The 13,463-nt window shown below is 71.3% G+C and carries 8 protein-coding genes; 7 read left to right on the top strand and 1 reads right to left on the bottom strand.

Annotation, left to right across the window (positions count from 1 at the left end; translation table 11 throughout):
* The first annotated feature begins 18 nt into the window (after window positions 1-18).
* From AB0E67_RS11955 to AB0E67_RS11925, 7 genes are all read left to right on the top strand, one after another.
* Complete coding sequence (locus AB0E67_RS11955; protein ID WP_362024407.1) at window positions 19-3,591, top strand: hypothetical protein; 3,573 nt, start codon at window positions 19-21, stop codon at window positions 3,589-3,591.
* Between the two features lie 10 nt (window positions 3,592-3,601).
* Window positions 3,602-7,363, top strand: coding sequence for a hypothetical protein (locus AB0E67_RS11950; protein WP_362024404.1), 3,762 nt, complete (start codon window positions 3,602-3,604; stop codon window positions 7,361-7,363).
* 2 nt (window positions 7,364-7,365) lie between these two features.
* A complete protein-coding gene (locus tag AB0E67_RS11945; RefSeq protein WP_362024401.1) occupies window positions 7,366-8,352 on the top strand; it encodes a hypothetical protein in 987 nt (328 codons plus the stop codon).
* A 17-nt stretch (window positions 8,353-8,369) separates the two neighbouring features.
* Window positions 8,370-9,098, top strand: a complete 729-nt coding sequence (locus AB0E67_RS11940; RefSeq protein ID WP_362024398.1) for a hypothetical protein — start codon at window positions 8,370-8,372, stop codon at window positions 9,096-9,098.
* Window positions 9,092-10,120 (top strand): ATP-grasp domain-containing protein, encoded by a 1,029-nt coding sequence (locus AB0E67_RS11935; protein ID WP_362024395.1) that lies wholly within the window; start codon window positions 9,092-9,094, stop codon window positions 10,118-10,120. Before AB0E67_RS11940 ends, AB0E67_RS11935 begins: the two co-directional genes overlap by 7 nt.
* On the top strand, window positions 10,050-11,126 hold the full coding sequence (locus AB0E67_RS11930; RefSeq protein ID WP_362024392.1) for a ferritin-like protein: 1,077 nt from the start codon (window positions 10,050-10,052) through the stop codon (window positions 11,124-11,126). The genes AB0E67_RS11935 and AB0E67_RS11930 overlap by 71 nt, the downstream gene beginning before the upstream one ends.
* A 154-nt stretch (window positions 11,127-11,280) precedes the next feature.
* A complete protein-coding gene (locus tag AB0E67_RS11925) occupies window positions 11,281-11,844 on the top strand; it encodes a GNAT family N-acetyltransferase (RefSeq protein WP_362024389.1) in 564 nt (187 codons plus the stop codon).
* 89 nt (window positions 11,845-11,933) lie between these two features.
* Here AB0E67_RS11925 and AB0E67_RS11920 read toward each other — a convergent pair whose 3' ends face one another.
* Window positions 11,934-13,388: an amidase gene (locus AB0E67_RS11920; RefSeq protein WP_362024387.1), complete on the bottom strand. Its 1,455-nt coding sequence runs from the start codon at window positions 13,386-13,388 to the stop codon at window positions 11,934-11,936.
* Window positions 13,389-13,463: the final 75 nt, after the last annotated feature.

The raw sequence follows: 13,463 nt of genomic DNA, 5'->3' as shown, positions 1-13,463 counted from the left end.
GGCACGAGGTGACGCCCCATGCGAAACGCCACAGTGACGGCGCTCGCCGCCTGTTCCCCCGCACCGGGCCGACTCGACGTCTTCGTCGGCGACGACGGCGGCGGCGTGTGGCACAGGACCTTCGACGGAGAGTGGGGCGCGTGGCACTCGCTCGGCCGCCCCTGGACGTCCCCCGGTACGCCGACGGGCTCCGGCTGGCTGACCGCGACGCGGTCCGGACCGGGCCGGATCGAACTCCTCGCACTCTGCGGCGGGCGCGAGGTGCAGCACAGGAGCCTCGCGGAGGACGGCTGGACGCCGTGGACGTCGCGCGGCCCGCTGACCCCGAACCCCGCAGCGTGCGGGTACGCGGTGGCGGCGACCGGACCCGACGACCTGCACGTGCTCTTCCCCGACGGTGACCGGGAGATCACGCACTGGCGGTTGAACGGCGCAAGGACCGTGCTCCACGCCGGGCCGTACGCCTCCGGCCCGCTCGAGGCCGTCTCCGTCGCGCCCGGTCGGTTCGACCTGCTCGTTGCGGACGCGCAGCGGCGACTCATCCTGCGGCGGCGTTACTCCGACGGCTGGTCGGCCGACTGGGACGAGTTCGCCCCCTTCCCCGAGGACGGGCCGGTGCCGCTCCGCTTCGCCGCGACCAACCACAGCCTCTTCGCGGCCGGCGCCACGGGGCTGTGGCACAGCACGTGGACGGAGCCGTCGGACTGGGAGGACCTGGGCGGGGACCTGACGGCCGGCGCCGACGGCACCACGCACCTGGCCGCGGTCTCCGAAGACGCCGGGCGGACCGACGTGTTCGCCGTGTGGGCCGGCACCGCGCTGGTGCACCGGTGGTTCGACCGCGACTGGTCGGCATGGGAGCTGATCGACATCTGGGCCGACCCGCAGGGCTACCACGCGCTGCGCCCCCAGGACCTCGTCGCGCTGACCGTCCGGGGCACCGGGCTGCGGGAACGGGCCCGCTCCGACGGGGTGGTGGAGGTCTTCGCCGAACACGCGGGCGCCCGGCTGATCGTGGAGCTCCCGCCGCAGCACATCACCGAGACGGTGGAGGACTCCGGACCGAACAGCCAGGCGCGCATCGCGGGGCCGTCATGTCTCGCGTTCGCCCTCGGGCAGGAGGTCGTGCCGCTCACCGTCGACGGCGTACTGAGCGCGATGGCGCGCCTGCCCCTGGTCACCGCGCCGGAGACCGCAGGGCAGGAAGGCACCCGGCTCGAACTGCCCTGGCGTCTGCTGCTCGGGCTGCCGACCGGCGCCCGATGCGCACACCACGCCCTGCCCGTCGCAGGCGAGGACGGCACCACCGAACTGTGGCACAGCCGGATACGGGTCCCCGACAGCGCCGAGCCCCTGCAGGTGAAACCCGTCAAGGCCCTCGCGGACGAGCCGGGCCTGGCGACCCCGCTGGGACACCACGTGGCGACGATCGCCGCGCTCGGGGTCCAGTACCCGGATCAGTACGTGGCGGTCGACCGGCTGATCCTGAGCGCCTACGGCGCCTGGTTCTCCGCCTCGGCCTCGTGGCCGACGCTGGACTGGGCCCACCAGTCCGCCATGGGACGGGACTACTACGTCCGGGTTCTCACCCGCGGTGCTCTCTTCCCGTTCGGGCACCGCGCCGCGTACGTCGAGATGACGGAGCGACGGTTCGAGTCGTCGCCGTCCGTCGTGGCGGCGCTGCGCAAGAAGCGCGTCCTGATCGTGACCGAGCCGACGCGCCGCTACGGCGTCGGCCAGGGCGGCGCGCACGAGCGGGCGTTCCCGTTCCAGGAGATCTCCGTCGAGCCACGGCAGCTGACGGAGCTGGACGAGCCGACATGGCTGCCCAAGGCGTTCTGGCCCACCCGGTCCGGGGCGACCGTCGAGTTCACCGTACGGGCGCGGGCGGACCGGGAGGTCGTCGACTTCCAGCTGCCGATGCTGTTCGTGTCGGACACGGCGACCGGCACGTCCAACGCCTCGGCCCTCGACGCGGAGTACGCGCGCGGGCCGCGGTCGGGAATCCAGCGCGACACCGGGCGCCCCACGCGGGACGTCGGGCGCAGGATCGCCCTCGCCATGGAGTCGGCGACCCGCCCTCTCGAGGGCGCGGTGCAGGAGGTGCGGTCGATGTCCTTCGGCGGCGTCGGCACGGCCCTGGCAGCGAACGGGGTCGGCTTCCACCCCCGGGTGACCCGGATGGAGGTGGCCCTGCCGGCGGTACGCCAGTTGCTCGGTTCCACGCCGACGGTGCCGGCCGAGTTCTCGAAGGCCTTCCTGCAGACCGCTGCGGGTGACCGGCCGCCCGACGTGATGCTCGCCCTGCTGCAGCCGAAGGTGCTCGACTTCGCCGCGGCGGGCGCGCGCACAGGGATGGTGGCGGCCCCGAACATGGCCGTCACCGAGATCGCGCGCAAGGCCGGTCCGATCGCCGGCGGCCCCTTCCCACCGCGGCCGCAGGACCTGTTCACCGAGGACTCCAAACTCTTCGGGGTGGTCCCGCTCCGCCGCATCGTCTCCGTCATCACCTCGCGCCCGGAGATCACGTGGTCCGACGTGGTCGGCGCGCCGTCCGCGAAGCTGACGTGGCGGGAGAAACTGTCGACGGCCGTGGAGCCCTTCCATCCGAAGACCCCCACGTCGTCGGTGTTCCTGGAAGTGGTCTCGAACCTCGTCGGCGACCGGCCCGACCTGCGGACGACGGGCGAGGTCACGGACTTCACCCTGGAGATCCCCGAACGCAGCGCCGCCCTGGTCGTCCTCACCTTCAACAAGGTGCGTTTCACCGCCAACTCCGGCGAGCGTCCCGCACTCACCTTCGACCTGGCGGACGCCCGGCTCGCGGGGAAGCTGAACTTCGTCAGGACGCTGGCGGAGAAGATCCCGCAGGCCGGGCGCGGTGGGCCGCGTATCGAGATGTCGGCGGTACGGATCAAGGCGACGTACGCGATCGCCGTACCCACGCTCGGCATGGGGGTCTTCACCCTCCAGAACCTCGCCATCGACATCGGCCTCACCCTGTCACTGGAGAACAGGCCCATCGAGATCGACTTCTCCTTCGCCACGCGGGAACGGCCGTTCCTGGTGACGGTCTCCGGGTTCGGCGGCGGCGGATACCTGGAGCTCGGCGTGAGCGCCGGGGAGTCCGAGGGAGGGCTGCAACGCTTCGTCGGCGGCATCGAGTTCGGTGCCAGCGTCGCCATGAACTTCGGCGTCGCGGCCGGCGAGGTACACGTCTTCGGCGGCGTCGTCTTCGTCAAGAAGGGCGGCGACATCGAGATCACCGGCTACCTGCGGATCGGCGGCAGCGTGTCGGTGCTGGGACTGATCAGGGTGTCGGTGGAGCTGATGCTCAGCCTCACCTACAGCGTGGAGCGCAACGAGCTGCACGGCGCCGCCCGACTCGTCATCAGCGTGGACCTCACCTTCTGGTCCACCTCCGTGACGCTCGAATGCCACAAGAGTTTCAAGGGCCCCAGCCTCGCGCCCGCTCCGGAGCAGGCCCTGTCGGACTCGTCCGCGGCACCGCAGGCCTCGTCCGTCGAGGCCGCGCTGGGACCCCAGGGCCAGTCGTTCCCGTGGCAGACGTACTGCCGGGCCTTCGCGTGAGGAGTGACCCATGCCGGTGACCGATGCGCAGCGACAGTTCGTCTGGACCCCGATCCCGGCCGGGCGGGCCGGGCCGGTGTCCGGTCACTCCGCTCCGATGGCGCTGCTGTCCGTGCTGCTGACACCCCGGCTGCTCGGGCCGGACGGGAACAGGAAGCTGTCGGACTTCGGGATGCAGACCTGGCCGCAGCGGCTGTCCGCGGTGCGGTTCGACGTCTTCCGCGGCACACAGCTCGTCACCTCCTACCGGGTCCCCCATGTCACGCCCGAGGAGAAGGAGGTCGCGTTCTCGACGACGCAGCAATTGTCCGCGTGGCAGGCGCTGTTCACGGGCGAAACGCCGGTGCGCCCGTACCGGACGACCTCCTACGCCGGACGGGACGTCCGAGAGTTCCCCGCCTCCGAGGCCGCCACGGAGGTGCGCGACGCGTACACGGCCACGGCCGGCACGCATCTGGAGTACGACGGCAGGGTCCCGGAGGCCGACCTTGAGCTGCGGGAGGCGCTGGGCCGGGTCGCGGCGATGTGGCAGACGGCTCTCGGCCCGCTGGACGGCGCGACGGCGGACCCGTCCGCACACCGGTCGGCGATCGCCGAGGCGTACGCCTTCTACCGCCGTGACGAGGCCTCCTTCACGGTGCCGACACCCGCGGAGGAGGCCGTGCACGACTTCCACGACATCGTCGCCCGGCTCGCCGACCACCCGATGCTGCTGCGCGCGCTCGGGCTGCTGATCGACCTGGCGGTCCCGGCCGCCCAGCTGGCCGAGGGAGACGTCAAGGAACTGCGGGTCGTCCCGCGATGGCCGAACCCCGACAGCTCCCCGCCGACCGGCTGGACCGGTGCCGCGCAGGACGACCTGTCGCCGAAGACCGCCTACGTCCTGGACGGGAACCGCTTCGTCGCCGCGTCGCTGACGCGACCGGGGGCCACCGAGTACGAGCGGGGCATGCTGCCCCTGGCCGGTGCCGGCGTGGCGCCGTCCGCCAATCCGCGGTACGAGGTGATGCCCTTCGACGTGGACGGGGCCGCCCTGCGGATGGTCGGCGCCGCCCAGTCGGACCGCGCCCGGGCGCCGTCGGAGGACTCGGCCGACGTCGGCGCGCTGCCCGCCCTGCACTCGATGGGCTTCGCCCTCGTCGAGCGGGACCGCGAGGCGGAGCATCGCAAGCAACTGCAGCGGGCGCAGCAACGGGCTACGTCCGACGGCCTCACCACCCTGCCGCTGACAGCGGATTCGTTGCTGGGCGGCTATCGGATGGACATCTACGACGTGACGACCGAGCAGTGGTACTCGCTGTGCCGGAGGCGGGTGCGCTACATGATCGGCGGGGTGCCGATCGGTCAGGAGTCGTCCGGCGACGGCCGCCGTGGCCTGCTGGAGGAGGGGTACGTGCGTCCCGACTCCGCGGTCACCGGGGCCGGAGCGCAGGACGCGCTGTACATCCACCAGGCCGTGGCGAGATGGGACGGTTGGAGTCAGGTGACGGAACGGCCCGAGCGGGTCGTCGACACGGGCGACGCGATGGCCGCGCCGACCGACCCTCCGCCCTTCGAGGCGGTCGTCGAGTGCGACCCGGGGTCGTTGCCGCGCCTGCGGTTCGGCCGTGAGTACCGGCTACGGGTCCGGATCGCCGACCTCGCCGGTGGCGGACCGCGCTCCGAGGAGGCCGGGCCCGAGGAGGAGCAGTCGGAGATCTTCACGTACCACCGCTTCGAGCCGTTGCTGCCACCGGAGCTGGTGCCGACCCGTGCGCTGGCCGACGGCGAGACCCTGAACCGGATGGTGATCCGCAGCGACCGCGGCCAGTCGGTGAGCGACTACGCGGCCGCGCACGGGCATCGCGCCTTCGATCTGCGCCACCTTCTGGCCCCCAAGTGCTCGCTGGAACTGGCCATCCAGCACGACCGTACGTTCGACGCGGCTCTCGGCCCCGACGTGCCGGCCGCGAAGGTGAAGGAGATCTTCGAGGTCGCCAAGCGGGCCGATCGCGAGGTGTCCCACATCCCTGGGGCACAAGTCGTGGGAGCCGAAGCCGCCTCCGGCATCGCCGCTCCGTACGTCGTCCTCCCCGAGACGGGCGTCGTCCTGCCGTGGCTGCCCGACCCGGCCGGCTCGCACATCGCCCTGAACCCCCGGCCCCGGCCCGTCGACCCGGACACGGGGAAGGAAGGTACGGTCCTCGGGGACAAGAGGACCGCGGTCTGGAAGGGCACGTGGCCGACGTACGATCCGATCGCCCTGCGTCTGGTGGACGCCCCTTCGGGCTGCACCATCACCCGGTCCCCGGACCAGCGCGTCTTCACGGTCGCGCTCGGGCCGGCCGAAGAGGTGACCTTCGACATCCCGTCGTGTCCGGGGGACCGAGGCGTCCAGCTGTTCGGCATCGTCGCCTGGCTGGGCATCGACCCCAGCAATCCGAGCACGCCGGAGTTCCAGCACATCACCCAGGGCCACAATCGCCTCGTCACACCTCCGCGGACCGTCACCCTCGTCCATGCCGTGCAACGGCCGCGGTCGGACCCCACCGGGTGGCTGACCGCCGATCGTAACGCCGGGGACACCAGCACCGTCCTGCTCACCGGCGATCTGAAGATCCACATCGCCAGTACCGGGCGGCTCGACCTGCGCGCCGAGTGGACCGACCACGAGGATCTTCCGCCGGCGAAGCCGGGGCCGCAGAAGCGGACGGCGTTCGTCGGCTCGTACGACGTCAAGCGGGCCCCGCAGCACGAGGCGTTCCCCACGATCTGCCAGGAGTTCGGCGACACCCGCCGTCGGCACGTCACGTACGACGTGACCGGGGTCTCGCGCTTCCAGGACTGCTTCGCCCGCGCCACGGCCGAGGATCCCGAGGCATGCCTCGCCGACGGAGCCCTGGGCGTGACCGATGTACCGAGCTCGGCCCGCCCACCCGCGCCGAAGCTCCTGTACACCGTGCCGACCTTCCGCTGGACCCAGACGAACGACGGGCAACGGTCGCTCACCCGATGGCGCCACGGCGGCGGGCTGCGTGTCCTCCTCGAACGGCCCTGGTACGCCTCCGGGGCCGATGAGGCCCTGGCCGTCCTCACCTGGCCCGGCCCCGCGGCCCCCGACGACGTGCTGAAGTACATCAGCATCGCGGGGCGCGATCCGATCTGGGACACCGGTGCCCCGCCGGCGATCCTGACCGAGGCCCATGTCAACGCCCCGCAGGCCGGCGACCGAGCAGAGCTGCCGGAACTGCAGCGCTCGGTGGACCTGATCGCGTACTCCGCCCAGTTCGACGAGCAGGCAGACCGCTGGTTCGCCGACATCGACCTGTCTCCGCTCGTCACGTCCTCCTACTTCCCGTTCGTACGGCTGGCACTGGCCCGCTACCAGTCCCACACCGTCGCAGGGGTCCCGTCGCTGTCGCCCTCGGTCCAGACGGAGCCCGTGCAACTCCCGCCCCACCGCCGCCTTGTCGTCACACGGACGCCGGGCCACGGCACCGTGGTCGTCGACGGCCTCGGCCCCTCCGGCCCCCGGCCGAACACGGTCCGCACCGAACTGCAGGTACGGGACGCCGCCGGGCGCGGCAGCGCGGGCTGGACCACGGTCTTTGGCACCTCCGGCGCCCTGGGACAGGTGCGCGACCTGGACCTCCCCGACACCGGCGATCGACCCCAACGCGTCGTCGTCCAGGAATTCGAGACGCATCCCCCTACCACGAGCGAGGCGGGATCAGCGGTCGAGGGGACAGGACGGCTGGTCTACGCCGACATCGTTCCGCTCGGAGTGTGGTGACAATGGCTGAGCCGATATTCCAGATGCTGCCGGAGGCGGGCCCGCTCCGGCTCGCCTCCGACACCACCGGCGCCCCGGTGGCCTTCCACGTAGGCGCGCAGGCGTCGGGCATGTTCCTTCGCCTCATTGCCGTGGGGCCGGACTGCGAGCCGCCCGGTGAGGCGGCCCCGACCATCGAACTCCGCACCGGGGCGGGTGAGTTCGCCGAGGTACCGCGCTCCCCGGAAGAGATATCGATCCAGGACGAGACGCTGTTCGAGGTGGGCACCGCGACCTGGAGCCGCGAACCGCGGGACGTGTTCCTGGTGAGACTGGACATCTCCAAGTCGGCCGACCGCCCCTGGCACGTGCGGATCACGAACAACGCGCCGATGGAGCTCTCCTTCGTGTGGGTGGTGTCGGATCTCGAAGAGGACACCCTTCAGCCGCGGATATCCATGGATCGGTCCCACGAACGGAGGGCTCCATCGGGAGTTTCGATGGAGGACATCAGGGTCGACATCGGCAACGTCGGCCCCGGCCGCCTGAACCTGACCAACGCGGCGGGCACCGACATGGGGGTCGGCTTCACCCTGGACGAGGTGACGCCGACCATCCCACCGAACGGATGCGGGCACCTCGTCATCAAGGTCGCCCCCATTGCGCACGTGCCGTTCGGCGGCCCGGCGAGCCTCTCCACCGACTTCGTCCTGAAGTGCAACGCCCGCGACAAGGAGGAGAAGACCCTCCACCTCACACGCTCCGAGAAGACCGAGAAGGAGAGCAAGGACAGCAAGGAGATGAAGGACAAGGACGGCAAGGAGGGCAAGGACAAGGAGCACAAGGACACGCCGCAGGAGATCATGATGGTGCCGGACCGCTTCCCCCGGCCGGTCGGCCCGGTCCCGGCCTGGGCGAGTACGGACTCCTCGCACGTCCACTTCATCCCGCCGGAGCTGCGCCCCGACCTGTCGACCAGCGCCCTGGCCCACGAGGACCAGGGACCCTAGACGGCGGGGGTGTCGGCATGTGGCTGGTGCTGTGCGACCCCGAGGACCAGGCGGCGCGCTGGGTGCGCACGGGGCTGAGGGAACGCGGTCCGGACCCGGTCGAGCTCGTCGATTCCGAGATGCTGACGCGCTCGGTGCGGTCCGCGCACTGCATCGAGGAGGGTCGGGCGAGCTTCGAGACGACCCTTCCCGACGGTCGCACCCTCGCGAGCGACGACATCGACGGCGTGCTCAACCGGCTCACGTACGCGCCCGTTGAGCATCTCGTCTTCGCCTCGGCGGTCGACACCTGCTACGCCATGGCGGAGATGAGCGCGCTCGTGCTGAGCTGGCTCCAGTGCCTCGCCCCCGTCACCGTCAATCGCCCCAGCCCCCTGGGCCTGTCCGGCGCCTGGCGGTCCCCCGCCGAGTGGAGCGTGCTCGCGGCCGGGGCGGGGCTGCCGGTGGCACCGCTGCGGCTGTCCGGTGAGAGCCCGACGGCGGCCGGAAAGGCGGCGGCCCGCACCGTGGTGGTGCTCGGCGAGCACGTCTTCGGCGGCGAGGCGGTCCCCGACCTCGTCCCGGCGTGCCGGCGGCTCGCGCGGGCGGCCGGTGCCGATCTCATGGGTGTCGGCCTGGAGCTCGACGACCGGCACGGCGCGCGTTTCGCCGGGGCGACGCTCCTGCCCGATCTGCGGATCGCGGGCCCCGCTCTCGTCGCCCGCCTGCACGCGTACCTGACCCGGCTACCGGGGAGGCCGTGGTGATCGTCGTCTGCGGCATTGCCAGCGAGCCGCCGGTCGCACTGGTGACCGACGCGCTGCGCCGCCAGGGTCTGCCGTACGCCGTGCTGCACCAACGCCGCTTCATGGACACTTCCCTCGACATCGAGGTCGAGGGGACCAAGGTGCTCGGCCGGCTGCGGTGCGACGGCCGGACCGTCCCGTGCTCCACCGTGACCGGCATCTACACACGGCTGATGGACTGGCGGCTGCTGCCCGGGATGCCCGAGGTCGGCCCGGAGACCCTCAGGCACTGCCAGACGTGGCACGAGACCCTCGGCAGCTGGATCGAGATCGCGCCGGGATGCGTGATGAACCGCTCCTCCGCGACGGCGACGAACGGGTCCAAGCCCTACCAGGCCCAGCTGATCCGCCAAGCCGGCTTCCGGGTCCCGGAGACCCTGGTCACCGACGACCCGGCCCTCGCCCTGGCCTTCCGGGCCCGCCACGGCCGGGTTGTCTACAAGTCGATCAGCGCGGTGCGGTCGATCGTGCACCTCCTGGACGACGAGGCCGTCGACCGGCTGCCGCTCATCCGGTCGTGCCCCGTGCAGTTCCAGCGCTACGTACCCGGCGTCGACGTCCGGGTGCACATGGTGGCCGACGAGCCGCTCGCCACCCGCATCGACAGCGACCGGGTGGACTACCGCTACGCCGGCCGATACGGCGGCCGGGTCGAACTCACCCCGTGGGACCTGCCCGAGGACCTGGCACGGCGGTGCACGGACCTCGTCACCCGGCTCGGTCTGGCGCTCGCCGGGATCGACCTGGTCCTCGCCGACGACGGCGACGTCTACTGCTTCGAGGTCAACCCGAGTCCGGCCTTCAGCTACTACGAGGACCACACCGGTCAGCCCATCTCACAGGCGATAGCCCACGCCCTCGGGCGCGGGCTGTCCACGCCCGCTCACAACCACTTGCCCGAGGAGGTCTGTGATGAGCACCTATCTCAATGCGAAGAGCAATCGGATCGTCGAGTTGATGGACCGCTCCGCCGAACAGCGTGACGCCGACTGGCTGAGGGAGGCGACCCAGCAGGCGATTCTCCTGGAACTCGCCACCCTCCCCCCATACCTGTGCGGCCTGTGGTCGATCGACGACACGGGCGGCGACGAGCGCGTTCCCGACGCCCTGCGTGTCGTCGTCTTCGACGAGATGTCCCACCTGGGACTCGCCGGCAACCTGCTCACCACGATCGGCGGCACACCCCGCCTGGCCGACGAGACGTCGGTGCCGGCGTATCCGGGCCCGCTGCCCGGGGGCGTACGGCCCGGACTCACCGTCAGTCTCGGCGGACTGACAAAGGCGTCGCTGGAGATGTACGCGCAGATCGAGGAACCGGACGACCCGGTCGTGAACGCAGGCGTCGCGGCGCACACATCGATCGGAGCCTTCTACACGGCGATCCTGGACGCCTTCCGCGCCCATCCCGAGCTGATCCGAGGACTTCGGCAGCTGACCAGGAACATGGAGCACCACGGTTCGGGCAACAGCCTGGTGGCCCTCACCACGCTCGGCGCCGTCGAGTCGGCGATCGGGGTCATCAAGGAACAGGGCGAGGGCACTTCGGCATCGCCCGAGAACCCCCATCCCGGGGAGCGCGGCGAACTCGCCCATTTCTACGTCTTCCGCGAGATCTACCACGGCCGCGAACTGGTGAAGGTGTCGGACGCCCCGGAGCGGTGGGCCTTCGAGGGACCGGAGATTCCGATGCCCCGCACCCTGCCCATGGGCATCGTGCCGAGCGGGGGCTGGCCACGGGAGGGCCCCGCCGCGGCGGACGCCGGGACGACGGAGCTCCTTGACACCTTCAACCACTCCTACAGCGCCATGCTGCGCCTCCTGGAACAGGCCTGGCAACAGGACGTTGCCGCCCAGGCGAAGGAGTTGCTCAACGATGCGGTGTCCCGCATGTTCACGCTTCAGGAACCCGCACAGAGCCTGATGCGCAGACCGCTTCCCGACGGAAGCGGACAGACCTACGGACCGGAGTTCCGCTACGTCGCTCCCTGAGGGCTTTTCCGTCATTCGTGGTGGATCAGCGTGCCCGGACAGCGTGTGAATGCGGTCGAATTCCTGGACGAGCGCAAGGAAGCAGCGCTTCAGCTCCAGGGCTGTGTGTCGAAAGCGGTTCTCGGCGAGGGGGATCTCCGCCTACGGTGGCGCGATGTTCCAGGTGCGAGAGATGAACGAAGCCGACATCGACGCCGTCTCCGCGATACGGGTACGGGGCTGGCAGCACGCGTACGCGGGCATCGTTCCCCGCACCTCTCTGGACGCGATGACGGTGGAGGACGACGCCGAACAGCGGCGGAAATGGTTCGCCCATCAGCGGCGGCGGTCGACGGACCTCGTCGCGGTCGACGCCGTCGGCGTACCCGTGGGGTGGATCTGCTTCGGTCCGTACCGGGGGCGGCCGTCCGCCGCGGGGCAGGAGGAGACGAGCGGGTGGGAGGAGGCGGCCGGCGAGATCTACGCCCTCTACGTCCGCCCCGATCTGATCGGTCAGGGAGTCGGCCGGGCCCTGCTCACCGAGACCCATGCGCGTATGGGTCTCGGCGAGCAGGGCCCGGGATTCCGGACCGTGGTCCTGTGGGTCCTGGAGGACAACCGACGGGCCCGCCGCTTCTACGAACGATCCGGCTACCGGGCCGACGGCGGGATCCAGGACGATGCGTACGACGACGTCACGCTCACCGAACTCCGTTACCGTCACACGCCCCGCCGGTAGACCGGCAGGGCCCGCCGACCGGCCCGTGGAGCGATTCGCCGGTCGGCGGGGCCCGCCGACCGGGACCACTCACCGGCCCAAGCGGCACGTCAATCGGCGTGAGCACTCCGAAGCGGCACGTCGAGCGGCGTGAGCACTCCGAGCCGGCCCTCGATCTCCTGGGCGGCGGCCAGGCACAGGTCCTCCCGGAACGCGCGCCCGACGATCTGGACGCCGGACGGCAGGCCGTCGTCCACCCCGGTCGGTACGGCCACCGCGGGCACGCCCACGAAGCTGGTCACCGTGCACAGGCGCATGCCCGTGCGGACCCGTTCGTGTCCCGCCGCGTCGCGTGACTCGAGCCCCGGTTCGACGGGCGGCTCGGTGAACACCGGCCCGAGCAGCAACGGGTACGTGTCGAGGAACTCCGCCCACGACCGGCGGATGCCCAGCCAGGTGCCCATCAGTTTCATGAACTCCGCGGCGGTCGCGGGCGGAGTCCGCTCCATCGCCATCGCGATGTACCGGTCTCCGCCCGCCCCGAGCAGCGTGCGTACCACGGGCCAGGTGGGGGCGAACTCGGTCACGGTGATCCGGCCGTACACCTCAAGTGCCTCGTCCAGCCTCGGAACGTCCGCCACCTCCCGCACGTCGTATCCGGCGTCCCGCAACGCGTCGGCCGCGGTCATGACGGCCGCGTGCACCGTGGGGTGGACGCCGCGACCACCGGGGTCGGCGACGACCGCGACCTTCACCGGACCCGGCAGCGGCTCGCCCCGGACCGGTACGGGTACGGCGCGCGGGTCGCGTGGATCGGTTCCGGCCAGCACTTCGTACGCCAGCCGCAGGTCGGCGATCCGGCGGGCCAGCGGGCCGTCGGTCACCAGCATCTGCGAGGCCGGTCCGGGGTCGTCCGGTCCGAGGACACGATGGTCGGCGGGGAACCGTCCGGCGGTGGGCTTCAGCCCCGCGACACCGCAGAACGAGGCGGGGATCCGTATCGAACCGCCGGAGTCGTTGCCGAGTCCGACCGCGGCCATGCCGGTGGCGACGGCCGCCCCGTCGCCGCCGCTGGTGCCGCCGGGCGTACGGCTCGGGTCCCACGGGTTGACGGTGTCGCCGAACAGTTCGCTGCGGGTGTGCATCCCGGCCAGGATCATGGTCGGCATGTTGCTGTGCCCGATGGGTACGGCTCCGGCAGCCCGGAGCCGGGCCACCGGGGGCGCGTCGGTCGCCGCCACCAGATCACGGAACCGCGCCGTCCCGAAGGTGGTGGGCACGCCCTCGACGGCGAGGCACTCCTTCACCGTGAACGGCACACCCGCCAGGGGGCCGGGATCCTCGCCCGCGGCCCGCTTCCGATCGGTCCCCGCCGCGGCTTCACGGGCGCGGTCGGCCATCGTTTGCGTGACCGCGTTGATCCGCGGGTTGACGTCGGAGATGCGTTCCAGATGGCTGTCGACCAGTTCGACGGCCGATACGTTCCCGCTCCGGACGGCTTCCGCCTGCGCCGTGGCCGACAACTTCCATAGGGCGTCCCGCACGATCCCTGTCCTTCCCCTCATGTCCTTCGCGTCCTTCGCGTCCTTCGCAGGTCGAAGCACCCGTGCCGGAACCATAGCCCAGAAGCGATACGATCG

It is taken from the genome of Streptomyces sp. NPDC032161 (genome assembly GCF_040636995.1).
Classification (GTDB): Bacteria; Actinomycetota; Actinomycetes; order Streptomycetales; family Streptomycetaceae; genus Streptomyces.
Note: the sequence above shows the minus strand (reverse complement) of the source record. Positions and strands in the feature narration are given on the sequence as shown.

Excerpts from the sequence above, each read along its gene's own strand:
- AB0E67_RS11920 (WP_362024387.1), bottom strand. The coding sequence starts at position 13,388 with ATGAGGGGAAGGACAGGGATCGTGCGGGACGCCCTATGGAAGTTGTCG.
- AB0E67_RS11940 (WP_362024398.1), top strand. The coding sequence starts at position 8,370 with ATGTGGCTGGTGCTGTGCGACCCCGAGGACCAGGCGGCGCGCTGGGTG.
- AB0E67_RS11925 (WP_362024389.1), top strand. The coding sequence starts at position 11,281 with ATGTTCCAGGTGCGAGAGATGAACGAAGCCGACATCGACGCCGTCTCC.
- AB0E67_RS11930 (WP_362024392.1), top strand. The coding sequence starts at position 10,050 with ATGAGCACCTATCTCAATGCGAAGAGCAATCGGATCGTCGAGTTGATG.
- AB0E67_RS11950 (WP_362024404.1), top strand. The coding sequence starts at position 3,602 with ATGCCGGTGACCGATGCGCAGCGACAGTTCGTCTGGACCCCGATCCCG.
- AB0E67_RS11945 (WP_362024401.1), top strand. The coding sequence starts at position 7,366 with ATGGCTGAGCCGATATTCCAGATGCTGCCGGAGGCGGGCCCGCTCCGG.
- AB0E67_RS11955 (WP_362024407.1), top strand. The coding sequence starts at position 19 with ATGCGAAACGCCACAGTGACGGCGCTCGCCGCCTGTTCCCCCGCACCG.